The organism is Paenibacillus sp. OV219, assembly GCF_900110075.1.
GTDB lineage: Bacteria > Bacillota > Bacilli > Paenibacillales > Paenibacillaceae > Paenibacillus_Z.
On sequence record NZ_FOCJ01000003.1, the window covers coordinates 116,735 to 140,803 of the forward strand.

The window sequence follows — 24,069 nt, forward strand, 5'->3', positions numbered from 1 at the left end:
GATCATTTTATGAAAAAGCAAATGAAAGTCGCACTTATCGGAGCAGGCAGCGTCTCGTTCGCTCTCGGCGCATTGAATGATATCGTATTGTCGGAACGTCTCAAGACGGGTGTAGATCTCGATATTGCACTGATGGACATTAGCGCGGACAACGTAGCCCGCACTTATAAATATGCAAGAGAAATGTTCGATTCCTTCGAGCATCCGGCGAAAATTTGGCACACAACGAATTTAGAAGAAGCGCTGACGAATGCGGATTTCGCAATTGTGGCGATTGAAGTGAACCGTTACCACTACTGGTCGCAGGACTTCCACGTTCCGCGCCGTTACGGCAGCAAGCAAATTTACGGTGAGAACGGCGGACCGGGCTCGATGTTCCATACGCTCCGCAACCTCGGCCCAATGCTCGAAATCGCTCGCATGATGGAGAAGGTTTGCCCGAACGCTTGGTTCCTCAACTATACGAATCCTGAGGCTAAGCTGGTTGAAGCGATCTCGAAGCTTACGACGATCAAGATTGTCGGTCTGTGCCATGGTCTTGACATGGGTGTTGATCAAGTTAGCCAGTTCCTCGAAATGAAGAAAGAGGAGATCGGCTTCGAGGCAGGCGGCTTGAACCACTTCGGCTTCTTCACGAAAATTTGGGACAAGGCGACAGGCAAAGACCTGTACCCATTGTTCGATGAAAAAGAGCGCAAAGCAAACCGTCTTGCGGAATGGGATCATATCGGGCTGTCTCGCACGATGTACCAAATTTATGGTATGTATCCGTACCCAGGCACGAACCACTGCGGCGAGTATGTGTCGTACGCGTCTGACTTCTACGCGGGCTTGTCGCTGCAATATCGTTACGATCCGATGCGCGAGCAGCTGTGGAAGGAAGGCTCCAGGACGCCTGAGTTCGTATACTGCGCAGGCGGACACAGCCTCGATAAAGGCTTGTTTGAGCAAGTGAATACGCAAGAGTTGTGGGCTGAGGAAGCGTATAAGTTCAGCAAGGAGAAGGTATGTCCGAGCCAGGAGTATGCGATTCCGATTATCGAGGCGATCTTCTTCGACGATGAGCTCGAGATCAATTCCGCGAACCTGCCGAATAAAGGCGCAATCAAGGGCCTTCCAGACGATATGGTCGTGGAAACGCAAGCGATCGTTAATGGCCAAGGCATCGAGCTGAAGCCGATGAGCATTGAGCTGCCGACAGCAGTAATCGGCACGATTCACATTCAAGGCATGATTCACAAGCTGCTGCTGGAAGCGTACTTGGAGAAGTCCAAGACGAAGCTGCTTCAAGCGATCCTGCTCGATCCGCAAGCGCCAACGTACTATCAGGCGTGCGCAATGATCGATGAGATGTGCGAGCTGCAGAAGGAGATTCTGCCGGAGCTGGCTTGGAGATAAAGGTTGGCTTGAGGAAGAGGTCAGGAAGTAAGGCAGGAAGGCAAAAGGCACCCGGTGGGGTGCCTTTTGTTGTGTGGTGGATGGGAGCGGGGGGCCACTTCGTGCGAGTATAGTCCACTAACCCGGCTACATTCGCTTGATTCGTCGGATTACTGTCCAAGAGGTCCACTAGCCTGGCTACATTCGCTCGATTCACCGGATTTCCGCTAAAGAGGTCCACTAGCCCGGCTATATTGGCTCGATTCGCCGGACTTCTGTCAAAGAGGTCCACTAGCCCAGCTACATTCGCTTGATTCGTCGGGTTTCGGTCAAAGAGGTCCACTAGCCCGGCTACATTCGCTCGATTCGTCGGGTTTCGGTCAAAGAGGTCCACTAGCCCGGCTACATTCGCTCGATTCGCCGGATTTCGGTCAAAGAGGCCCAAGAGACCAGCTACATTGGCTTGATTCACGGATTTCGGTCAAAGAGGTCCAAGAGACCAGCTACATTGGCTCGAATCGTCGGATTTCCGTCAAAGAGGTCCAAGAGACCAGCTACATTGGCTCGATTCGTCGAATTTCCACTAAAGAGGTCCACTAGCCCAGCTACATTGGCTCGAATCGTCGGATTTCCGTCAATGTAGAGCCTTAGAGTACTCTCTTCAGCTCGATCTGCCGCTTTTCCATCAATGTTGATCCCAAGCAAGAGGAGTACCAGCTACCCTACATTAACGTAAACCGATGGAATTTCGCATGAGAGGGATACTCAGTACACTACATTGGTGAAATTCGATTAAAATTCGCTCAAGAAGGGTACTGGCTACTCCTCATAGGCTGAATTCGTCAGAAGAGCCATAACCATAAGAATGGTACCAGCTCAGCTACCCGCATCGTGGAAACTCAGCAGCGGGCCGTAGCCGATGAGCTAGGTAATCCGCCGAAGCTTCTCCGGATTGCTCACCATATAGATCGCCCCAATAGCGCCAAGCCCCGCATCGGGCTCGAAAATAATCGCGAACGGAGGTCGGCCCTCGCGAAGCAGGAGTAAGCCGCACTGTCCGCTGATCGTAACCTCGCGGAATTCCCCAACGAGTGAGCCTTTGCCAGCGATGCCTGTGAGGAAGGCGGCGATCCGGTGCCGGCCCTCGATCGGATTGATCGCTGAGCGGACAACGCCTCCGCCGTCAGTGAGCATGACAGCGTCTTCGGTGAGCAGATGTATGAAGCTATCGAGCTTGCCGGTGTCGATCGCCTGCGTGAACGATTGGACGAACCGCTTGATGGAGGCGTCCAGCGGGGTGTCGCCCACTGCCGCCGGACGATGGCCGATCTTGGCGGCTGCGCGGCTGTAGATTTTGCGGCAGGCGGCTTCGGTCTTATCCAGCATGGCGGCGATGTCGGTGTAATCGTAGCCGAATGATTCACGCAGCACGAACACCGCTCGTTCCGGCGGCGTGCATGTCTGCAGCAGGACGAGCATGGCGTAGCCGAGCTGCTCGTCACGAACGAGCCGATCGAGCGGCGCCTCGCCAGCATTCAGCTCAATAATCGGCTCCGGCAGCCATTGCCCAGGGTAGCTCTCTCGCTTGCGCGGCGCGGCCTTCATCATATTGAGCGCACGATTTGTGACCAGCTTCACGAGATAGGCTTTCGGATGCTGCACCACAGTGCCGTTATCCCGCTTGCTGACGGAGACAAACGCATCCTGCACCGCATCTTCTGCCTCGCTCATTGAGCCGAGCATCCGGTATGCCACCGATGTGAGCAGGGGCTTGTAGTCGCGATAAAGCTGTTCGATCTGAGCAGGCTGAGCCAGAGGCGTCGCATCATTCATCATCACGGCGGCTCCTTCCTTTCGCAGGTTTCTAACCTTATTGACTACCATTCTATCTATGCACGAGCAATAAAGCCACCCGAGCACCGGGTGGCTTTATTTTATTCTGAAATAGATTAAACTTCGTAGCAGCCTGGGAACATGCCTGTCGTAATCGCCATGCGGTTCCAACAGTTGATCGCGTTGATCGCCATCACGAGTGCAACGACCTCGCTCTCGTTGAAGTGCTTCCGAACTTCGTCGAACAGCTCCTGCGGCACGCCTTGAGCGGAAATAACGGTGACCGCTTCAGTCAGTGCGAGTGCCGCACGCTCTTGCTCCGTGAAGAACGGTGTTTCCCGCCAAACGGAGATCAGGGCGAGACGCTGCTCGGATTCGCCCATCTTGCGCGTATCCGTCACATGCATGTCGAGGCAGAAGGAGCAGCCGTTAATTTGGGAAGCTCTAATCTTGATAAGCTCATACAGGAGCGGGTCAAGCCCCATTTTCTTCGACGCTTCTTCTAGGCTCAGCATGGCTTGAAAGCCGGCGCGGTTTGCATTCATATGGTTCATTCTTAATTTCACTCGATATCCCTCCATGGACGATTGTAGTTGTTGACCCTTCGTTTCGTTTTTCGTTATCTAAGACAATGGAGGCGCCGGTTTTGTGACAGTTATAGCGTAATTTATTTAAATTGACAGGAGCGCATACAATTGTATACATTAGTTACATAAGTGATTGTATACAAATGTATGCACACATGAAAGGACGTGAACCTTATGAGACACGGACACGAACACGGACCAGGACCAGGACCAGGACCAGGACATGGTCATGGAGAACACGGTCATGGGCGTGGCAAGCATCACCACCATCATCATGGCGCACAAACCTTCCGCAGAGGACGGGCGCTGGAATTTCTTCAGCGGCTCACTGTGAAACGCGCAACCTTGCTGCGACAGCTTGATACGCCGGAGTTTCAGGACATCAGACCAACGGTGCTTGGCGAGCTGAAAGCAGTCGAAGCCATCATTGATGAATACACACAGCATTTCGACATTCACCAGCTCGAATCGGACGCAGCCGGAGCCGCGGCCTCAGATCCATCCCCAGATTCAGGAGTAGCTCCGGATCAAGCTCCAAATTCAAATTCAGGCACCGTCGATGCAGATGCAGCCACAGATACGGGCAATGAAGGAGACAGCTAACGCATGTGGGAGTTAAGAGCTTATATTAAGCCGTATTGGAAATTCGTTCTGCTCGGCCCGCTCTTTATGCTCTTGGAAGTGTTCTTCGATCTGTTGCAGCCACGGTTAGCTGCTCATATTGTCACTTTCGGCGTTGTCGAACGCGATTTCTCAGTCATTGAGAAGACAGGAATATTCATGGCTGTAGTAGCGCTGCTGTCGCTTGTTACGGGCGTTGCCTGTAACCTGTTCGCAAGCCGTGCTTCGCAGAATTTCGGAGCGGATATCCGAGAAGTGCTATTCAAGAAGGTGCAGACATTCTCTTTCGAAAATGTGGATCAGCTGAAGTCTGGCTCCTTGATCACTCGAATGACGAGCGATGTCGTTCAAGTGCAGAATCTGCTTCAGATTGCACTGCAGGGCCTCGTGCGAGCGCCGAGCCTGCTGATCGGCAGTGTCGCGATGGCACTGCTCATGAATGTGCAGCTCGGTCTTATTTTGCTAGGAACGCTGGTGGCGCTTAGTCTCGTTCTTATCTTCCTTATTAAATTCTCATCCAAGCTGTTCACGACTGTTCAGACGCGGCTCGATGCAGTTAATACGCGCATTCAGGAAAATGTCGCCGGTATCCGGGTCATCAAAGCATTCGTAAGATCCCGTTATGAAACCGAGCGCTTCGAGGCGGTTAACCGCGATTACACGCAGATCTCTATTCAAGCAGCCCGTTTCATCGCTTTGAACGCACCGATCGTTACTTTTATCATGAACGCCTGTCTCGTAGCGATTCTGCTAAATGGTGGCAATGATCTGGTGACGCAAGGGTCTGTGCAAGTGGGCGAGCTTGTCGCTTTTATTAACTATGTCATTCAGGTGCTCTCTTCCTTGCTGATGGTCAGCGGACTGCTCATGAACGTATCGCAGGCGAATGTGTCCGCGAAGCGCATTAATGAAGTGCTGGCAACGCAGCCGAAGATCGAGGATGCGAAGCGCCAAAAGCATGATAACGCCATGTTGCCGGTTCAGCATGTGAAGCTGAGCGGAGTTGCATTCTCCTATAGCGGCTCCGCGGCGGCAAAGGATCTCGTGCTGCGGGACATTAATCTGGAAGCCCGGCGCGGCGAGACCATTGCGATTATTGGCGCTACAGGCGCAGGCAAATCAACGCTTGTTCAGCTGATTCCGCGTCTATATGATGTCACATCCGGCTCCATTGAGATTGATGGCGAGGATATTAGGGAGCTACCTCTCACCAAGCTTCGGCGCAGTATCGGGATGATGCTGCAAGAATCGTTCCTGTTCACCGGTACGATTAGAGATAACATTGCTTTTGGCAATCCTGGCGCATCGCTAGCGGATATTGAAGAGGCTGCCCGGATCGCGCAAGCGCATGACTTTATCGTTCAGCTGCCGGATGGTTATGGGGCGTTGCTCGGTCAGAAGGGCGTCAATTTATCCGGAGGCCAGAAGCAGCGGGTCTCGATTGCGCGTGCCTTGCTCATCAAACCGCCTATTCTGATTATGGATGACAGCACGAGTGCGCTGGATCTTGGCACCGAGCGGAAGCTCCGCGATGCTTTAACAACAATTATGAAAGACACGGTTACCTTCATCATCGCGCAGCGGATTACGTCAGTTGCTGGGGCGCACAAGATCATTGTGCTCGACGATGGCATAATTGCAGGCAGCGGCACCCACGAGGAGCTGCTCGTTTCTTGCGAAGTGTATCAAGATATTTACCGGTCCCAATTCGGCAAGGAGGAGGTAGCGGCATATGGCCAACAGCACCAATCCATCGCGTCCAGCTAACGCGAACCAAGCAGCGACTCCAGCTCCGGCGGCTAATTTCGATCAGATGGGCTTTCGCCAAGGCTTCGGGCCGAACCTCGGGGGTCCACAGAAGGTAAGGTCGAAGAATACGGCAGAAACGCTGCGGCGGATCGGCAGTTATTTGGCAAGACAGCGCAAGGCGCTGCTTGTCGTCGTGCTGAGTACAGTCATTACCTCAGGTCTTGCCCTACTAGGTCCATATATGATCGGCAAAATGGTCGATAACTACGTTGTTCCCCACCAATTTGACGGATTTATGCGAATGGGCATACTTTTATTAGCAGTCTATTTGCTTGGAGCGGCATTTACGTGGATTCAGCAATATTCCGCATCGAGCCTATCGCAAAATACGGTTCGCGACATGCGCAAGGATATTATGGCGCATTATCAGCGGCTGCCTGTTCCGTTCTTCGATCAGAAGACACATGGCGAGCTAATGAGCCGGGCGACCAACGATATCGCCAATGTCTCCAATACGCTGAACCAAACGGTCGTTCAGCTGATCTCGGGCGTTCTGATGCTCGTCGGCAGCATCGTGATGATGTTCGTGTTAAGCGGCTGGATGACGCTGATCACGATTCTGACCGTACCGCTCATTGCGTACATTACGAAGAAGATTACGAAGTATACGCGGCATTATTTCACGCAGCAGCAGAAGCATCTTGGCGAGGTGAACGGCTTCGTCCAAGAGATGATCTCCGGGCTGAAGGTGGTCAAAGTATTCGGGCGGGAAGACACCTCAACCGAGCAGTTCCGCGACATTAATGAAAAGCTGCGGACTGTCAGCATCAAGGCTCAGAGCCTCTCGGGCTCCATGGGACCGATGATGAACACGATGCGCAATTTGACGTTTGTAATCATTGCTGTATGCGGCGGCCTTTTTGCTTACCATGATCTGATTACGATTGGCGTTATCGTCAGCTTTCTCAACTATTCCACGCAGTTCAGCCAGCCGATCAACCAGCTCGCGAATCAATATAACTTGTTCCAATCCGCGGTTGCCGGAGCGGAGCGCGTGTTTGAGGTGTTGGATCTGGAGCCTGAGATGCAGGAGGATAGCGAGGTCACGCAGGGAGGTAATCGCAAGGGTCCAAGCCCGATACGAGGCGAGGTCGTGTTCGATCGCGTCAGCTTCGGCTATAAGCCTGATGTGCCAGTGCTGAAGCAGCTCTCGCTGCGCGCTGAGCCTGGCCAGATGATTGCGCTAGTCGGCCCGACAGGCGCAGGCAAAACAACCGTTATTAACCTGCTGACACGCTTCTATGAGATCGGGTCGGGGAGCATATTGATTGACGGCGCGGATATTCAGTCGTTCAGCAAACAGGAGCTGCGGCGGCAAATCGGACTTGTACTGCAGGATGCATATGTGTTCTCAGGGACAATCCGTGAAAATATTCGGTATGGACGCCTTGAGGCGACCGATCAAGAAGTAGAGGCGGCGGCTAGACACGCGAATGCAGACACGTTCATTCGAAGGCTGACAAAGGGCTACGATACAGATTTAAGCGCCGATGGGAGCAACCTGAGCCAAGGGCAGAAGCAGCTGCTCACAATCGCGCGCGCGGTGCTGGCGAATCCTGCAATTCTTATTCTGGATGAGGCAACGAGCAGCGTCGATACGCGGACGGAGCTTCATATCCAAGAGGCGATGAAGTCGCTGATGAAAGGAAGAACAAGCTTCGTTATTGCGCATAGGCTCAGTACGATCAGGGAAGCCGATCGGATTCTGGTTGTGAGCGGCGGGGAAATTATCGAAGAGGGCTCGCACGAGGAGCTGCTCCAGATGAACGGCTTCTACGCAGGTTTGGTTCACAATCAATGGGCGGCGCAAGAGCAGACCGGTTAGCATCACATTTCGTAGTATTGACAGTCAGATGAGAAGTAACTACAATGGTTACAACGGTGGTGGTTAAAGTGAAGCAAATTAGTACACGCTTCTCAATTGCGGTTCATACACTTTCTCTAATCGCCGTTGCGCCTGATTGTACAGGCGACTATATCGCAGGCAGCGTCAACACGAACCCGGTCGTCATCCGGCGGATCATGGGGATGCTGAAGAAAGCCGGTCTGGTTGAAGTCAGGCCGGGCGTAGGCGGGGCGGTCTTGCTGAAAGCCCCTGCTGATATCACACTGCTTGATGTGTATCGCGCCGTGGGCGTGACGGAGAATAACCAGCTGTTTCGCATTCATGAGCACTCGAAGATCGAATGCTCCGTTGGGCGGAATATTGAGCAGGTGCTTCAAGAGGAGCTTGCAGAAGCGCAGGCGCTCATGGAGCAGAGGCTCGCGCAGACGACGATTGCGCAGCTGCTTGAGAAGTTTAAGTAAAGGTTCTCTTGGGCACAAAACGATTTCGCTGAGTAAAATTCGCGTAAAACGTTTTTGCCTTAGAACCTTCTTTTATACACTTGTTGTAACTAAATTTGTTATAACAATATTAGATACAACAAAACAAGGAGGAAGAAGACGATGAAATTGTTAGTGACAGGTGCAACAGGGAAGCTTGGCGCAGAAGTGGTAGAGGAACTGCTGAAGACGGTGCCTGCGAGCCAGATCGCTGTAAGCGTGCGTAATCCAGAGAAAGCAGAAGGGCTGCGTGCACAAGGAATCGACGTTCGCCACGGTGACTTCGACCAACCAGAGACGCTCGATGCGGCATTCCAAGGCATTGACCGTATCTTGATCATCTCGACTGACGGCGACACAGAGACGCGGATTCGCCAGCATGTGAATGCAATTGAAGCCGCTGCTCGTGCCAAAGTCGGCTTCATTGCTTATACAAGCCTCGCTGGCGCCACTGACAGCAAGATTCTGTTCGCGCCCCCGCACCAAGCGGCGGAGCAAGCGCTTCGCGAGAGTGGCGTCCCGTATGCCTTGCTGCGCAACAACTGGTACCTCGAGAATGAAGTTGGAAGCATTCAAGGGGTCATGGCAGGAGCGCCTTGGGTAACTGCCGCAGGCTCCGGCAAGGTTGGCTGGGCGCTGCATCACGAGTATGCGCAAGCAGCAGCAGCTGTCCTCGCAGGCGTAGGGCATGAGAACAAGACGTATGAATTGTCGGGCACACTGCTGACTCAGGAAGAGCTGGTAGCTGCGCTGGGCGCTGTTCTAGGCAAGGAAGTTGCCGTCCAGCAGGTTGACGATGAGACTTACGCTGGCATTATGAAGAGCGTAGGCGTACCGGACTTCGCTATTCCGATTGTAGTCGGCATTCAGCAAGGGATTCGCGAAGGATCGCTTGCAGTGGAAAGCAATGACTTCGAGAAGCTGCTCGGTCGTCCTCTGACGCCAATCCAGGATGCGTTAAAGCAAGTTGTAAGCAAGCTCTCATAAGTTTGAAATAACAACAACCTTAGCTAGTAGCGGATGAAGGCTCCGCCGGCTAAGGTTGTTTTCCTGTTTTATATGGTTATTGGTTTGTTATTGGTCTGCAAGCTGCAGATGAAACTAGTCAAACAGGCTCTTCAGATTAAACGCTGCATTTTCGGAGAACATAAGCTTCAAATTATCATCGGACAACTTCGCGGAGATGGACGAGTAGGCATACATTTCGACTTCATATTGCTGAATCGCTACAGCAAGCGCAGCGCCGCTGTTGCCGCCGATATGCGCCACGATTGCAAGCGCCAATGTCGCAGCATCCTTCATCGCTAGGTTCACGCCTTCCCCTGCAAAAGGAGACATCAGGTGTGCCGCATCCCCAATAAGCGTCACGTCCGGCTTGCTCGCCCATTGCAATCCGACAGGCAGCATGTAGATGCGTCTTGGCAGCACCGCATCGCCAGCGCAGCGGATGTAATCCTTGAGCTGCTCATCCCAATCCTCGAACAGCTCAAGCAGCTGCCGCTTTGCTTCCTCTGGCTGGTCGAAGGGAATGCCGCTAGCTTCGAGCCAATCGCGTTCCGCACGGAAGGAGGCCGATACCTTGATACGGCCGTCACCGTTCAGCTGGCCGAGAATTGCTTTGTGATCGTCCAGAGCGAACAGCTTGCCGCGGGAATTGAAAGCGGCGAGCTCAGGATGCTCGGCGGCCACGACATTCAGCTCAATCATCGTGAGGCCGCTGTAATCCGCCACGGCGTCCGTGAGCAGTGGGCGAACACGGGAGAATGCGCCGTCCGCGCCGATGACGAGATCGACGGTATCGATCAATCCGTTCTCGAAGTGCAGCTCATGCCTCCCATCCGCATGCGGAACTGCCTCGATGAGCTTATGGCCATAACGGATGGTTGAAGGGGCGAGCGCACCGAGCAGTAGATCGCAAAGCGTGCCGCGGTCGATCTCCGGGCGGCCGCCCGAGGCGCTTGTCGCATCTGCGACATCGTCCATATAGATCTTCCCGTGCTTATCGAGAAGCCGGAAGTCCTCGCCCTCATAGCGCGCCCAAGCTTGGAACTGCTCGAGCAGGCCAGCTTCCTTCAGCGCCCACTGCCCGGAATCCTTATGAATGTCCAGTGAACCGCCTCGCTCCGCATTAGCATCTGCCTCTTCACGCTCATAGATGGTGGACGCGAGCCCATGCTTTTGCAGAATGAGCGCCAGTGTAAGTCCTCCTGGTCCGCCTCCAATAATCGCAATTCGCGGTTGTTTCATCGATGTATCGTTTAACATAATGGTCAGCTCCTCGTGAATGTTTCATGTTGTTGTTTTTGTTCTTGATGTGCTCTATCTTGTCACGGGGAGATGAACAGAAAATGAACAATGATGAACCGAATATGAACAACATGAAAAACCCCTCGATTACCGTGAATCTCGGCAATCAAAGGGTTCCCACCTCACACAATACGATTTACTTCACAGCACCAGCCGTAATGCCGCTGGCGATTTTGCGCTGGAATAGGATGTACATAATGAGCACCGGTACGATGGTGACGAGCAGTGCCGCGAACAGCGGGCCCCACTCCGTGCGGTACTGCATTTCCTGCTGCATGACTGCGATCTCGATCGGAAGCGTGTACTGGGTCGGGTCATTCACGATAATCGTACCGACTACGTACTCGTTCCAGATGTTCAGCACGTTGATAATCGCGACCGTTACGAGGCCCGGCTGAGCCAACGGCAGCATGATGCGGAAGAATGTTCCGAAATGCGAGGCGCCGTCAATTTGCGCCGATTCTTCCAGCTCATTCGGCAGCGACTTGAAGAAGCCGACGAGCACGAAGATGCCGAACGCCAGCAAGCTGGACGCGTAGACGAAGATGAGGCCAAGCTTCGTATTGATGAGATGCATCGAGTTCATCAGGAAGAACAGCGGGATGAGCGCCAGAATGAACGGGATCATCATCGAAGCAATGTACAGCAGGTACAGGAAGTTGCTGCCTCTGAACTTATACCGTGCAAGCACGTAGGCGGTCATCGCGGAGAGCAAGAGGCCAAGCACCGTGGAGCCGACTGTGACAATAAGCGAATTGACGAAATACGTGTTGAAATTATATTTGCTCCACACATAGCTGAAGTTCGACCAGAGCAGCGGGAAGTGGGGAAGCGACCACGGCGCGTGAATGAAGAACTGCTCGTTATCCTTCAGGGAGTCCAGCAAGGTCCATATTAACGGGTAAATAACCGACACGGTCCACAGCAGCAGCAGGATATAGAAGAAGCCTTTCGCGACAGGGTTTCGGATGCCTAAATTCATGATTATATCCTCCTCAGCCCAATTCCACGGTTTCGTGACGGAGCAGACGCTGCAGAACAACCGTCGTAATCAGCGATAGGACAAGAATCAGTACGCCGATCGACGCTCCGTAACCGAAGTGATATTGCTGGAATGCCATTTGGTACAAATAAGAGCCCATAACCTGCGTGGAATTGTCCGGACCACCCTGCGTCATAATCCAGACGATAACGAAGGAGCCGTTCAGCGTCGTCATCATAATGTTCAGAATCGACACCTTCATCTGCTCCCAGACGAGCGGTATCGTAATCTTTCTGAACTGCTGCCACTGATTCGCGCCTTCTAGCTCGGACGCCTCATAGAGTGAATCGGGAATGTTCTGAATAGCCGCGATGAGGAGGATCATATAGAACCCGATACCCGCCCAAATGGTCGGGGGAAGCAGCATCCAAATCGTATGGTTAGTAAAGCCGAGCCACGTAATGCTGACCGTATCCTTCGTGAACAGTGACAGAAACCCATTCAGGAAGCCGATCTGCGGGTTATATATGAAATTCCAGAGGACACCAATAACGACGACTGAAAGAATGTTCGGGATAAAAAAGACCGAGCGGAAGAAGCCGGCCAGCTTGAAACGGAATCGTGTCAGTGCGACCGCAAAGAAAGTTGCGATTACCATAATGCCGATCACTTTGCCCACAACAAGAAAGTAGTCGTTGCCAATCGCTTTCCAGACGATCGGATCGTGAAACAGGTCTTTGAAATTGCGGAGGCCAACAAACTCTTTATTCTGCGACATGCCGGACCAATCGAACATCGAATAGTACAGACCTTGTAGAACCGGATAAACGGTAAAGATGCAGTAGAACACGAACGTCGGAATAATGAATGAAGCGATAAAAATGGTGCGTTGCAGCTTGGACGAGCTCGAATTCACCTTAGCCCACCGTCCTTCCTAAAGTCTAAGTGCGAATGATGACCAGAGCTTCTAGAGCCCTGATCATCACTCGGTTGTTCCTATGTGAGGGGGTAAGCTTATTGCTTCACTTTAGCTGCTACGTCGGTGACGCGCTTCACCCATTCTTCTGGCGTAATCTTGCTGATTGTAAGAGCGTCAGTCGCATCCTGCATCGCTTTGTCTACGTCAGCGTTGAACGTAATTGTTGGAATAACGACTGTGTTCGAATCTGTCAGGAATTTCGCAGCATCCTTAACGAAGCTAGGCGCATTGGAGCTGCTGATATCGCCTTTGATGTTGGAAGGAGCGCCGCTCAGCTCAGCCCATTGTGATGCTTGAGCCTTCGAGAAGATGAACTGCATGAACGCTTTTGCTGCATCTTTGTTCTTCGCATTCTTCGCGATTGCAACTGTAGCTGTGGACGTATTCGCTACCACTTTGCCGCCAGCATCTTGTGTAACCGATGGAATGAAGCCGAAATCGAAGCCGCCTGGGATGTCTTTGGACATTTCGTTCGGCAGCCACAGACCATTCGGGATGAATGCGTCCTTATGCTGCAGGAACAGCATTTGCGAATCGGTATGGTTGATTTGGATCGACGCTTTGTCGATGAAGCCTTTGTCGCGCAGTGCTACGATCTTGTTCAGCGCGGCAAGTACAGCTGGCTTCTGGAACGCTTCAACCTTGGAGTCGCCCATATCCTTCAAGATGCTTGTATCGTTGTTGTTCTCCGATACGATCGCAGGCAGCAGGATCGCACCATTGATGTAGTACGGGTATTTACCGGTATGGATGAATGGCGTAATGCCAGCTGTTTTAATTTGGTCGCTGACTTGCAGGAATTGATCGAAGTCTTGCGGCTCTGTCCAGCCTTTTTCCTTGAAGAGCGCCTTATCCCAGAACACGCCCCATGAGTTCAGAACGAGCGGAATGTTGTATGTCTTGCCATCGAATTGCTGCGCAGGCTGAGCGAGCAGGTCCGTAATGAGATCGCCGTCAACGTTCTTCGCGTCTTTCAGCCAGTCGGTCAAGTCTTCGAGCTGACCGTCTTCCACCATTTGGCGGTCATTCAGGCCGGGACCGTCAATGTAGACGAAATCAGGCGGGGTGCCGCCGATCCAGCGGGGCTTCGTTTGTTCGTTGATTTTCGGGCCAGCAAGCTCTTTGATGTTGAGATCAGGGTTAGCCGCTTGGAAGTCGGCGATGACTTTCTTCCACCACTTGTCGCCGTAACCGCCGACGAAATATTGGATCTCGAAGTCACCGGTCAGCTTCGTAGCTGTTGCTGTCGTATCCGTCGCCTCGGAATTGTTCGTTGAAGCATCGGTTGAGTTATTCGTTGATGTATTCGTGGATGTGTTCGTCGACGTATTCGTCGATGCATTGGTCGTTTGGTTGTTGTTGCTGGAGTCGTTAGAGGAACCACAGCCTGTCAGAGGAACGACAGCCATTACGGTTGCAAGGCTTAATGTAGCTAGCTTTTTCTTTAGTATCATGTGATGCACACCCTCCCGAATTTGGTTTGAAAAAAGTTCTATCTTTATGATAGAGGGGAGGGTGGCAAGTCTCTATTGAATATCTTCCTTGAAATCTTTAGTATTTTCTTTTTCTTTTATTTCGTACTATGGGCTTCGGCAAAATGCTGCAGCTCATCAAGCGCCTGCTTCGGCGACATCCGCCCAAACAGCACCGCATCGCCAAGCTTGCGCGCCGTGTCCATGACCGATTGCCAAGCGGGCTCCTGAATCGGATAGAACTCCGCTTTCTCAAGTGCAGCGAGCTCGCTCTTCATGATCGGATCGTTGCCCGCCAGCTTCTGTCCGACCGTAGACGTAACCGGCAGTAAGCCTTCGCGCTGTGTGAATTCCTCGTAGCGTCCATCGTCATAGAGGAAGTCCAGAAATTTGGATAGCGCTGCCGTGTCCGTATGGTCGTTCTTGAACGAAACGAGCATATCCTGCACGCCGAACGATAGCGGCGCCTTGCCATCCTTCACCGGAATCGGGCCGACGCCCCATCGCAGATTAGGAAATTCGCGCGGCACGACGGAAGTGAAATAGTTGCCGGAGATGAGCATGCCGAGCTTGCCGTCACCAAGCACCCGTTGCTTCTCGTCTCGTGTTGTGACCGTGGGCTCTGGATCGGTCAGCTTCGCGTCAAACAGCCCCTTCAAGAAAGAGAGTCCTTGTACGTTCTCAGGCGAATTAATCGTCCACTTGCCGTCCTTGATCCAGCCGCCGCCAGATCCGAAGAAGAAGTAGGACAAGTACGCCTGCGTCTCATTATCGGTCAGGTCGACGCCGAAGCCGTTTGCTTTGCCGGTCTTGACGATCTTGCTGGCGGTGGTCTTCAGCTCAGACCATGTCTTCGGAGGGGCATGTATCCCTGCTTCCTCGAACAAGTCTTGGTTGTAGTACATGTTGCGTACCGAGGCAACGTAAGGAACCGCGAACTGGACATCGCCCATGCGGTCTTTCTCCAGCAGATTCGGATAAATCTTCTGCTTTAGCTCCGGTGATAGGATGTCCCCCATATCGTTCAGCAGCCCATCGCTCGCGAACTGCGCGTACGCGTTCGTATTCAGCAGATCCGGCGGTTGGTTCTTACTAATCATCGCCGTGTAGATACCGCTGAGAATATCCCAATTGGCGACCTGCAGCTCGACCTCAATGGTCGGATTCTGAATCTCGAACTGCCTGACGAGCTCCTCTAGCAGAGGCTTCGTCTCGGAGCTGTATTCGGCTGCGACGAAGCGGATGAGAGAGGGCTGCTCCTTCGTTTCGATTATTGGCGCCGGTTCCGAAGGGGAGCAGCCAGTGGACAGCAGCAGCACGCTTGCGGCTATAGCAAGCGGTCCAGCCTCCTTTAATAGTCGCTTCGCTTTGTTCGTCATCGCGTTATCTCGCCCCCTGACAGCATTATTTTTGAATAAACGGGAACAGCAGCTTCTGATTCTCCGGCGTATACATATTGGATTTGGTCACGACAACGGAATCAATATATGTCGTCTGATCCGTCCGCTTCCCTTCAACGAGTGCAAGTGCAGTCTTCACACTTAAATAACCCATATTGAACGGCTTCTGCACGATTGTAGCGTGGAGCACGCCTTCCTCCAGCAGCTTGATCTCATAGACGGAGCTGTCGAAGCCGATTAGCTTCACCTTGCCTGCGAGGTCCAGCTCTTTCAGTGCCTTAGCCGCTCCAAGCACAGCCGGCTCGCTAAGCGCAATGATGGTATTAACGCCGGGGCTGCGAAGGAGCAACGATCTTGTATAGGCATACGCATTCGCCTCAGAATTGGCTGCATAGAACGTCTCATCGTATTCATCCGTATGGGCGTCGAGCGCTTCCTTCACTCCGAGCTCACGCTCGCTCTGCACGCCTGAGTTCGGGAAGTCGCTAATGATGGCGGCGCTCAGCTTGCCGGCAGTCGCCTCCACGGCGGTTCTCCCCGCCTGGCGTCCGGCTTCCTTGTGATTGTTCGTGACGTAATAGGGCGGAGCAACGAGCGCAAGCGGCGTATCGACAACAACGAGTTTAATGCCACGTGCACGGATGCCATGCAAAATATCGTTAAAGCGGGGATCGTGGACAGGCGCAACGATCAGCGCATCAGGCCCTCGGCCCGCTGCATCTTGAATCATCCGGATTTGGGCGTCTGCATCCATGTCCTGAAGCGGCCCTTCTACCGTGAGCCCGGCTTCCGACTCCTTCGCCGCCGCTTGGGCGCCTGCGCTGACCGCCTGCCAGAAGTCGCTCCTTGCATTGCTCGTCTTCAGCACGAACGCAATCGACCGTGCCTTCGGAGGAGACACTTCGCCGAGCTTGTCATTCAGCACACCGAATACAAGCAGTGCAATGAGCAGCGGAACGAGAATGAAGGTCATACGGTGCAATCGCATAAGCTTAAGGTCCTTCCTTATTTCACTTTGGGAATCGTAATCGTGACGCATGTCCCTACATCGAGTTCACTGTGAATGCGCACCCCATACTCGGGTCCAAAATACAGCTTAATCCGCTCATCGACGTTATGAATGCCGATCCCTTTCGGACTAACGGTCAGTAATTCATCGGCTGGAACAGGCGCAGGCTTCCATATTCGCTCGAGCTGCTCATCTGTCATGCCAAGCCCGTCGTCCTCGACCTCGAAGACGATGTTTCCATTCGATTCATACCCGCGTACCGTTACTGTTCCTTTATCCGGCTTACCCCGCAGACCATGGTAAATCGCATTCTCAACGAATGGCTGCAGCAGGATCTTGAGCGTTTTGTATGGAAAAATGGTTCGATCAAAGTCAATCTGATATTCCAGCTGGCTCTCATAGCGCATCTTCTGAATGAGCAAGTAGTTCGTAATATGCTCGGCATCGACACGGATGGAGACAAGCTCCGTATCCTTGGCAATGCTTGCCCGAAACAGCTTGGCGAGCGCTGAAGTCATTAAGACGACCTGCTCGTGCTGCTTCTGCTCGGCCATCCATACAATCGAATCCAGCGTATTGTATAGGAAATGTGGATTAATTTGCGACTGGAGCAGCTGCAGCTCACTCTTGCGCTTGTGCTCCTGCGTATGAATGATCTCTTGCATGAGCCGCTTGATCTGTCCGACCATCATGTTGAACGTATACCCGAGCTGACCGATTTCGTTCTGCTCGCGCACTACCGTCTGCGTGTCGAAGTTGCCCCGTTCCACCGCTTTCATATCGCGCTGCAAAGTGCGAATTGGACGAGACAGCCGGTGCGAAATGGCGATGGACAGCAGCAGGCTGACGATTAGTCCGGCGCTGGCGTATAGCAGGAAGGTTTTGCGGATGTCGCCTTTATTGCTGATCAGGTCATTGGCGTAAGCGACTCCAACGATTTTCCAGCCAAAATTCGTGTCCTGGACGGTGTAGCTCCGCTTGCCTTCCTTGTCGTTCACCGTAAACACCGTACCGCTTACCGCTTCCTTCACCCGGTCAATTTGCTCGGTGCGCAGATTGCTGTAGATGAGCTGCTGCTTCGGATGGTAGACGATGTTGCCGTCATTATCGACGATGAACATATAACCTTTCTTACCGAGATTGATTTGACTGCACAGATCGGTAATGACGCTAAGGTTCAAATCGACGAGGAAGATTCCCTCCCCCGTAATGCCGTCCGAATTTTTCAGTTCTCGGCTCAGTGAGACAACCCAGCGGTACTCGTTCTGGATTATATTTTGCACGTGTGGGGCAGAGAGAACGGATTTACCGCCTGCCGTCTTGGCGTTGCGATACCAGGCTTGATCAGCGAACACTGCGTATGGATTGAGGCTCGTAATGCGCCGATCGGATACGACTCTGCCATTGTAGCTAAACACCATCAGCGAAGCGATGTCCTTGCGCGTGTATAGAATCGCCTGGAACAGATCGGAGATGCGCTTCTCGTACGCTCGGCGGTCCTCACTGCTTATAAAATTGTTGCTCGAAATGTAATAGTTGACGTCCTTGTTGGTCATTGCGAGCAGCGAGATATTCTCCATATTGTCCACGTAGGACTGAATATTCGTGTTCACCTGTTTCATAATTTCCTCGATGTAACCTTCGGAGTTCCGCTCGGCGGAATACACCGCAAGCTGATAGCTGGCGAGACTTGTTATCGTAATGCTCACAAGAATGAGGCATGAGAAGGCGAACGAAATGCTTGACTGAATGCTCTTGAATGGCAGCAAGGGCACAGAGGGCTTGCGGTCCGTCATAGGGTCAGCCTCCGCTCCGGGTATCGCGATATTCTCTCGGCGCTTGTCCAGCGTGCTTCTTGAACAACAGGCTGAAGTAGTTCGGATCCGCATAGCCGACCTTCTCCGCAATCTCATAGAGCTTGAGCGAGGTGGTCGATAGCAGAACCTTCGCCTTCTCTACGCGCACGCGGGTCAAATACTCAATAAACGTCTCGCCGGTATACTGTTTGAAAATAAGGCTAAAATAGCTCGTGCTCATAAGGACGTGGCGGCATAGATCCTGCAGCGAAATCTGTTCATCCGCATAGTGCGCCTCGATATACTCCGTTGCACGGATCATCTGCGTGTTGGTGTAATGGCTCCGATTTGTGGAGACCGCAGTTATGAGATTGGAGACGATATGCATCAGCCATAGCTCCAGCTCGTCCAGCGTCTTGAAGCTGTAAATGTCCGTCAGCCAGCTCTGCTGCTGGCTAGCGAGCTCATTCTCCCCGATGCCAAGCTCTTGAATGGTATTCATTAGCGAGAGCGTCAGCTTCTGCAGCTGCAAATAGCAGCCTTCAATCGGGAGGCGCAGCCGCTTGAGCTCGTCCACAATCTGCTTAATGAGCTGCTGCGCATCTGCAGCTGAACCGGTCTTTACGACGGTAGCTAGCTGGCGGTCCCAATCCAGGGTTGGCACGGCCCTGGATGCCGGAGCGCCTTCCATATCGATAATGCTAAGCACGCGATTCTTACCGACCAGGAATCGGTAATCGAGTGCGGAGAGCGCACTCTTGTAAGAGAGCGGCAATTGATCGGCAGAGCCGCAGCTTCGTCCGACACCAACCGTCACGGTCAACTTGAGATACCGCTCAATCTGGTGGCGAATTTCTTCTGCAAGCTCGTAGGCGTGTTCATAAATATCGGTTTCAGGTGGTACGCCGGTTATGACAGCAGCCATTCGTTCTTCGCGTGTCCGGAAGGACAAGGCATTCTTCTGGTCGGTAATCTCCTCGAACACATTGAAAGCGGCAAAACGAAGAAATTCCTCGTCATGCACGCTCTCTAGCCGCTCGCGGTCGCCGAAGTCGTCGATATCCGCCACAATGACAAGGTACGGCGGCGTCAGCTTCGGGATATCGAAGTAGCTGAAGCGCACTTCAATCTCGGGCTTGCCTACGCCAAGCACAACAAGCCGCTCAAGCAGCCGCTCCCGGAGCAGCGGCATGCTCTGGCGCAGCTGGCTTTGCAGCATGCTGAGATCCTCGCGGATCTTCATCTCTTCATCCATCTCGGCACGCACTTTATTCAGCAGCGTGCGAATTTCCATGGCTGTAATTGGCTTGAGTAGAAAGTCAGACACCTTCAGTCGGACGGCTTGTTGAGCATATTCAAACTCGTCATAGCCGGTTAATATAATGACTTTAATATCGGGAAAATTCGATGTAATCAGGCCTGCGAGCTCCAGCCCGTCCATATACGGCATGCTGATATCAGAAATAACCAGGTCGGGCTGCTCAAGTTCGATCTCATGCCAGGCATCGCGGCCATTGGCATAGTCGCCAATGAGCTGGAAACCATGCTCCTCCCAGCGAATCGTATTCTTGAGGCCTCTGCGTACGACCGCCTCGTCGTCGACGATCATCACTTTATACAACGTCATACACCCGCCTTGTTTATTATGTAAGCGCAAACATGCTAGAAACGAAACTATTATACACGATTTCAAGTGCTAGAGTCGTTAATCGGAATATGGAATCATCATAACGCAATGTTAGAATACCTGACAACGGTTCGATTTGGCAGCTTGTTTGGATTGTTTTTTATCGCTTTTTGACTTCTGTGAGAGGTGCTTTGTGCTATACTTTATTTACATAAATGGCCAAACCAAAGGGGTTTTGATGTTGTCATCGCAAATAACAGAAATTCACTACAAACAGCGTGTATTTGCAGTTGATATTGGGACAAGGAGCGTAATCGGCCTTGTTGGCTACTACGAGAACGGGAAGCTTGTCGTGGAGTACGGTGAAGTGGAGTACCACAAGGACCGTGTGATGATCGACGGGCAAATTCATGATATTGACGGAGTTACGGAGTCGATTCGCGTCATCAAGGCGAAGCTAGAGGGAGCGAGCGGCCAGACGTTCACGGAAGTCGCAATTGCCGCAGCCGGGCGGTCGCTTATTACGGGTCGAGCGAGGTTATCGCAGCACATCGACGAGACGAAGCCGATTGAGAAGCATGTCATCGACTCGCTCGAGATGGAAGGTTTGCAGAAGGTATATGCGGAGCTGCTAGAAGCGTCGCAGGAGATGCAGGATTATTTTTGCATCGGACATACGGTTGTTCATTATTATTTGAATGAGAAAACAATGCTGAGCCTCCTCGGTCATAAAGGACGGGCGATCGAGGTTGACTTAATTGCTACATTCCTGCCGCGTACAGTGGTGGATAGCCTCTATGCAGCGGTGAGCCGGATTGGGCTTGATGTCAGCTATTTGACTCTGGAGCCGATTGCTGCAATCGAAGCGGCTGTTCCTGCGAATATACGGCTTCTTAATATCGCACTTGTTGATATTGGCGCCGGGACGAGCGATATTGCTATCACGAAGGATGGCACAGTCGTGGCGTATGCCATGACCGCAACTGCGGGAGATGAAATAACAGAGGCGATTGCTCAGGCCTATCTGATGGACTTCGACAGCGCGGAAGAGCTTAAATGCAAGCTGCGTGAGCAGCCGGTGCAGCAGTACAAGGACATTATCGGTATGGAGTATGAGAAGCCGACCGAGGAGATATTGGATCAGCTGTCGGAAGTGATCGACCTGATCGCCAAGAACATCGCGGACAATGTGCTCGATAAGAATGGCAAGGCGCCGAGCGCGGTGTTCTTGACCGGTGGCGGCAGCCAAATTCCGCGGCTGAATGAGATGATCGCAGGGTACTTGGAGCTGCCGGTGGAGCGGGTTGCGACGAGGGATATGTCCAACATTCCGAACCTGAGCGTAAGCAACTTCCAGCTGAAGGGGCCAGAGGTCGTGACGCCGATTGGGATATTAGCGAAGGCGGTGTCGCATCTGGGCCGCGACTTCGTCGAGGTGTTCGTGAACGGCGCTGGCGTGAAGCTCATCAATACGAAGACGTTGAAGGTGATTGATGCGCTTATGCTCTTGGGCTTCAATCCGCAGCAGCTTATTGCGAAGGCGGGCAAGTCGTTCGAGGTGTATTTGAACGGACGGAGAAAGACGGTGTTCGGCGAAACGGGCGAAGCCGGCGAAATCTATGTGAACGGGGAGCCTTCCAATATCAGCACCCCGATTAAGCCGCAGGACCGGATCGTCATTGTGCCTGCTAAACATGGAGAGAAGCGTGAGATGACGCTCGGCAAGCTCGTCCACGTGCACGCGGGCTGGAAGGTGAACGGCGCTTGGATGAGTGCGATTACGAACTTGCGGGTGAACGGACAAGCTGCAGAAGGCGATCTGCTGCTGAGCGATCAGGATGTAATCGAATATGAGCAGCTTGAGACCGTGGGGGACCTACGCCGAGCACGGATCCTTGGCGAAGCTGCTGTTGTTTACGTGAACGATGTGGTCGCCGAGGACAGCTATCGGATCGCGGAGCAGGATGATGTAATTACCGTTGAAACGGTTGTTCAAGAGATCGTTGAGGGAGGCGGAGCAGCGTTCTCACGGGTAGCTGTAGCGAGAGATGAAGCTGCTGTAGCTGTAGAGGTGGTCGAGGCTGAGGTAGGCGATGGTGCTGGTAGTACAGCCAAGGAGGCTGGCGGCAGTGAGACTGTGGGAACGCTTGAAGCTGCTGGATCTGCTGGACAAGTAGAACAAACCGAACAAACCGAACAAGCCGAGACTGTTGGTGCTGCCGGCGATTCAACCGTTATCATTTCGTACAACGGTTTCCCGTTAAAGCTGCCGCGGGGGCTCGTCTTCGTTAATTTGTTTGACTACGTCGATTTCGACCGAACTAAGCGACAAGGCAGCTTGTATATGACGCATAATGGCGAGCTGGTATCGTATACGAGAGCGATTCAAGCTGGCGATGTCATTGAGCTAGCTTGGCGCTAGCCTGTACTTTCTATTTATATAAATTACATAGTTGGAAATATCCACTTATTTCTTCAAGATCTGACCACCTTCCTAGGAAAGGCGGGTTTTTAGCCTTATTTAAAGCTATATAGCCGGACGCAGGTGTCCAAAATGTTCATTCAACGGTTTCAGCGCCAATTCCAGATGGGGAATATGTCATAATAATGGCAGTAAAACAAACTGATGTGGAGGGGATTGCGATCATGCTAGCAGTTGTGAAACAAGCCGGTGACGGCTATACAGCGCGGTTCGAGCGCATGTTCGATCATTCGGTTCAGCAGGTGTGGGCGTATTTGACCGATAATGATATACTGCCGACCTGGTTCTCTGAGCTGCGTGTTGGGGAGCTTCGAGAAGGAGGCGGCATGAAATTTCATATGCCGGATGGCGGAGATGTGCTCGACATGCCGATTCTGGAGATGAAGCCGCAATCCGTTCTCGAGTACACATGGGGCGAGGATATCGTCCGCTTCGAGCTATGTCCCGAAGCTACCGGTTGCAAGCTCGTTCTGCTCGAGAAGCTGAACAAGCTGACGGATCATACCCCGAAGGACCTCGCCGGCTGGCATGTTTGCCTGGATGTAATCGGCGCTTTGATGGATGGCAGAACGATTGAATCCCGCAAAGAGCAGTGGAAGCAGTGGTTCGAGCGATATCAAGAGGTGATTGTGGGACTGCGTGGTTAGATGATGCCTCCCTTGAGCCCAATTTCGAAGTAACCAACCGCACTATGGGGCTAACGGTACTTACAATCGTTATTCTGTTCAATAAGGCTGCTACGATCCGTTAGCCAAATCATCGCCTGCTAAACGTTATGTGGTCACTCAACAACATATAACCCGCCAAAGCTCAGTCTTGGCGGGCTTTTTGCTTTTACAGACCACCTCGCTTCATGCGGCCTCCAGCTTCTGGCCCCTCCCTAACTCGGGAAGCTGTTATATGTTTCATGTTCATCGGTATTGACGAACGGTCATCTCCATGATAAATTGAATTGTATAAAATTAAATTGTATAAAATACAAATAAGGAGCGATCATACAAATGGAAGCATTATACACAGCAATCGCAACAGCAGAAGGCGGACGTAACGGGGTTATTACATCGTCAGACGGAGTACTTGATCTTCATGTTCGGATGCCGAAGGTACTTGGCGGCAATGGCGAAGCGGGCACAAATCCAGAACAGCTATTCGCGGGAGGCTATGCGGCTTGCTTCGATAGCGCCCTGAACCTGGTGGCACGCATGAAAAAGGTGCAGCATGAAGGCACCGATGTAACGGCGCATGTGAGCATCGGCAAAGCAGCGGACGGCGGTTTCGAGCTGGCGGCGCAGCTGCATGTGAACGTGGATGGTGTCGAGCAGCATGTAGCGGAGGAGCTGGTCAAGGCGGCGCATGGCGTATGCCCGTACTCAAGAGCAACCCGCGGTAACATCGAAGTGAAGCTCGTGGTGAACGGTCAGCATATCAGTTAACAAACAAAGACGGAGCAGCCTGATCAGGCG

19 protein-coding genes are annotated in these 24,069 nt (G+C 52.6%); 9 read left to right on the forward strand and 10 right to left on the reverse strand.

The features are described from left to right. Nucleotides 1–9: 9 nt before the first annotated feature. Nucleotides 10–1,398, forward strand: a complete 1,389-nt coding sequence (locus tag BMY11_RS10195; protein ID WP_090574762.1) for a family 4 glycosyl hydrolase — start codon at nucleotides 10–12, stop codon at nucleotides 1,396–1,398. A gap of 903 nt (nucleotides 1,399–2,301) precedes the next feature. On the opposite strand, the gene BMY11_RS10205 is transcribed toward BMY11_RS10195, so the two are convergent. Together BMY11_RS10205 and BMY11_RS10210 are read right to left on the reverse strand one after the other, a co-directional pair. After that, nucleotides 2,302–3,213 carry a sigma-70 family RNA polymerase sigma factor gene (locus BMY11_RS10205; RefSeq protein ID WP_256217395.1) on the reverse strand — a complete coding sequence of 304 codons (912 nt, stop codon included), beginning with the start codon at nucleotides 3,211–3,213 and terminating at the stop codon, nucleotides 2,302–2,304. 113 nt (nucleotides 3,214–3,326) lie between these two features. Beyond that, on the reverse strand, nucleotides 3,327–3,776 hold the full coding sequence (locus tag BMY11_RS10210; protein WP_090574767.1) for a carboxymuconolactone decarboxylase family protein: 450 nt from the start codon (nucleotides 3,774–3,776) through the stop codon (nucleotides 3,327–3,329). Between the two features lie 195 nt (nucleotides 3,777–3,971). Between BMY11_RS10210 and BMY11_RS28460 the strand changes: the two genes are divergently transcribed. The 5 genes from BMY11_RS28460 to BMY11_RS10235 all read left to right on the forward strand — a co-directional run bounded on the left by BMY11_RS28460 (nucleotide 3,972) and on the right by BMY11_RS10235 (nucleotide 9,539). Then, nucleotides 3,972–4,400, forward strand: coding sequence for a hypothetical protein (locus tag BMY11_RS28460; protein ID WP_143069239.1), 429 nt, complete (start codon nucleotides 3,972–3,974; stop codon nucleotides 4,398–4,400). A gap of 3 nt (nucleotides 4,401–4,403) precedes the next feature. Continuing rightward, on the forward strand, nucleotides 4,404–6,185 hold the full coding sequence (locus BMY11_RS10220; protein WP_090574774.1) for an ABC transporter ATP-binding protein: 1,782 nt from the start codon (nucleotides 4,404–4,406) through the stop codon (nucleotides 6,183–6,185). Beyond that, nucleotides 6,151–8,052: an ABC transporter ATP-binding protein gene (locus BMY11_RS10225; RefSeq protein ID WP_256217396.1), complete on the forward strand. Its 1,902-nt coding sequence runs from the start codon at nucleotides 6,151–6,153 to the stop codon at nucleotides 8,050–8,052. The genes BMY11_RS10220 and BMY11_RS10225 overlap by 35 nt, the downstream gene beginning before the upstream one ends. A gap of 68 nt (nucleotides 8,053–8,120) precedes the next feature. Continuing rightward, complete coding sequence (locus BMY11_RS10230; protein WP_090575676.1) at nucleotides 8,121–8,534, forward strand: Rrf2 family transcriptional regulator; 414 nt, start codon at nucleotides 8,121–8,123, stop codon at nucleotides 8,532–8,534. A 141-nt stretch (nucleotides 8,535–8,675) separates the two neighbouring features. Beyond that, nucleotides 8,676–9,539 carry an SDR family oxidoreductase gene (locus tag BMY11_RS10235; protein ID WP_090574777.1) on the forward strand — a complete coding sequence of 288 codons (864 nt, stop codon included), beginning with the start codon at nucleotides 8,676–8,678 and terminating at the stop codon, nucleotides 9,537–9,539. 114 nt (nucleotides 9,540–9,653) lie between these two features. Here BMY11_RS10235 and BMY11_RS10240 read toward each other — a convergent pair whose 3' ends face one another. The 8 genes from BMY11_RS10240 to BMY11_RS10275 form a co-directional block, all read right to left on the reverse strand. Then, on the reverse strand, nucleotides 9,654–10,817 hold the full coding sequence (locus tag BMY11_RS10240) for an FAD-dependent oxidoreductase (protein WP_090574780.1): 1,164 nt from the start codon (nucleotides 10,815–10,817) through the stop codon (nucleotides 9,654–9,656). Between the two features lie 178 nt (nucleotides 10,818–10,995). Further along, a complete protein-coding gene (locus BMY11_RS10245; protein WP_090574782.1) occupies nucleotides 10,996–11,841 on the reverse strand; it encodes a carbohydrate ABC transporter permease in 846 nt (281 codons plus the stop codon). 13 nt (nucleotides 11,842–11,854) lie between these two features. Continuing rightward, nucleotides 11,855–12,757 (reverse strand): carbohydrate ABC transporter permease, encoded by a 903-nt coding sequence (locus tag BMY11_RS10250; RefSeq protein ID WP_090574785.1) that lies wholly within the window; start codon nucleotides 12,755–12,757, stop codon nucleotides 11,855–11,857. A 98-nt stretch (nucleotides 12,758–12,855) separates the two neighbouring features. Continuing rightward, nucleotides 12,856–14,274, reverse strand: coding sequence for an ABC transporter substrate-binding protein (locus BMY11_RS10255; RefSeq protein WP_090574788.1), 1,419 nt, complete (start codon nucleotides 14,272–14,274; stop codon nucleotides 12,856–12,858). A 116-nt stretch (nucleotides 14,275–14,390) separates the two neighbouring features. Continuing rightward, nucleotides 14,391–15,671, reverse strand: a complete 1,281-nt coding sequence (locus BMY11_RS10260) for an extracellular solute-binding protein (RefSeq protein WP_090574791.1) — start codon at nucleotides 15,669–15,671, stop codon at nucleotides 14,391–14,393. Between the two features lie 25 nt (nucleotides 15,672–15,696). Beyond that, nucleotides 15,697–16,680, reverse strand: coding sequence for a substrate-binding domain-containing protein (locus BMY11_RS10265; protein WP_177182585.1), 984 nt, complete (start codon nucleotides 16,678–16,680; stop codon nucleotides 15,697–15,699). 17 nt (nucleotides 16,681–16,697) lie between these two features. After that, nucleotides 16,698–18,497 (reverse strand): cache domain-containing sensor histidine kinase, encoded by a 1,800-nt coding sequence (locus BMY11_RS10270; protein ID WP_090574799.1) that lies wholly within the window; start codon nucleotides 18,495–18,497, stop codon nucleotides 16,698–16,700. A 4-nt stretch (nucleotides 18,498–18,501) separates the two neighbouring features. Beyond that, on the reverse strand, nucleotides 18,502–20,124 hold the full coding sequence (locus tag BMY11_RS10275) for a response regulator (protein WP_371262794.1): 1,623 nt from the start codon (nucleotides 20,122–20,124) through the stop codon (nucleotides 18,502–18,504). Between the two features lie 238 nt (nucleotides 20,125–20,362). Here BMY11_RS10275 and BMY11_RS10280 point away from each other — a divergent pair, with 238 nt between their 5' ends. From BMY11_RS10280 to BMY11_RS10290, 3 genes are all read left to right on the forward strand, one after another. Beyond that, on the forward strand, nucleotides 20,363–22,546 hold the full coding sequence (locus BMY11_RS10280) for a cell division protein FtsA (protein WP_090574802.1): 2,184 nt from the start codon (nucleotides 20,363–20,365) through the stop codon (nucleotides 22,544–22,546). A gap of 224 nt (nucleotides 22,547–22,770) precedes the next feature. Beyond that, a complete protein-coding gene (locus BMY11_RS10285; RefSeq protein ID WP_090574804.1) occupies nucleotides 22,771–23,253 on the forward strand; it encodes an SRPBCC family protein in 483 nt (160 codons plus the stop codon). A gap of 354 nt (nucleotides 23,254–23,607) precedes the next feature. Next, nucleotides 23,608–24,039: an organic hydroperoxide resistance protein gene (locus tag BMY11_RS10290; RefSeq protein WP_090574807.1), complete on the forward strand. Its 432-nt coding sequence runs from the start codon at nucleotides 23,608–23,610 to the stop codon at nucleotides 24,037–24,039. The last annotated feature ends 30 nt before the right edge of the window (nucleotides 24,040–24,069 follow it).

Bases quoted from the DNA above. Each gene is read 5' to 3' on its own strand.
- BMY11_RS10195 (WP_090574762.1), top strand. From the start codon at position 10: ATGAAAAAGCAAATGAAAGTCGCACTTATCGGAGCAGGCAGCGTCTCG.
- BMY11_RS10205 (WP_256217395.1), bottom strand. From the start codon at position 3,213: ATGATGAATGATGCGACGCCTCTGGCTCAGCCTGCTCAGATCGAACAG.
- BMY11_RS28460 (WP_143069239.1), top strand. From the start codon at position 3,972: ATGAGACACGGACACGAACACGGACCAGGACCAGGACCAGGACCAGGA.
- BMY11_RS10220 (WP_090574774.1), top strand. From the start codon at position 4,404: ATGTGGGAGTTAAGAGCTTATATTAAGCCGTATTGGAAATTCGTTCTG.
- BMY11_RS10225 (WP_256217396.1), top strand. From the start codon at position 6,151: ATGGCCAACAGCACCAATCCATCGCGTCCAGCTAACGCGAACCAAGCA.
- BMY11_RS10235 (WP_090574777.1), top strand. From the start codon at position 8,676: ATGAAATTGTTAGTGACAGGTGCAACAGGGAAGCTTGGCGCAGAAGTG.
- BMY11_RS10240 (WP_090574780.1), bottom strand. From the start codon at position 10,817: ATGTTAAACGATACATCGATGAAACAACCGCGAATTGCGATTATTGGA.
- BMY11_RS10245 (WP_090574782.1), bottom strand. From the start codon at position 11,841: ATGAATTTAGGCATCCGAAACCCTGTCGCGAAAGGCTTCTTCTATATC.
- BMY11_RS10255 (WP_090574788.1), bottom strand. From the start codon at position 14,274: ATGATACTAAAGAAAAAGCTAGCTACATTAAGCCTTGCAACCGTAATG.
- BMY11_RS10260 (WP_090574791.1), bottom strand. From the start codon at position 15,671: ATGACGAACAAAGCGAAGCGACTATTAAAGGAGGCTGGACCGCTTGCT.
- BMY11_RS10265 (WP_177182585.1), bottom strand. From the start codon at position 16,680: ATGCGATTGCACCGTATGACCTTCATTCTCGTTCCGCTGCTCATTGCA.
- BMY11_RS10270 (WP_090574799.1), bottom strand. From the start codon at position 18,497: ATGACGGACCGCAAGCCCTCTGTGCCCTTGCTGCCATTCAAGAGCATT.
- BMY11_RS10275 (WP_371262794.1), bottom strand. From the start codon at position 20,124: ATGACGTTGTATAAAGTGATGATCGTCGACGACGAGGCGGTCGTACGC.
- BMY11_RS10280 (WP_090574802.1), top strand. From the start codon at position 20,363: ATGTTGTCATCGCAAATAACAGAAATTCACTACAAACAGCGTGTATTT.
- BMY11_RS10285 (WP_090574804.1), top strand. From the start codon at position 22,771: ATGCTAGCAGTTGTGAAACAAGCCGGTGACGGCTATACAGCGCGGTTC.
- BMY11_RS10290 (WP_090574807.1), top strand. From the start codon at position 23,608: ATGGAAGCATTATACACAGCAATCGCAACAGCAGAAGGCGGACGTAAC.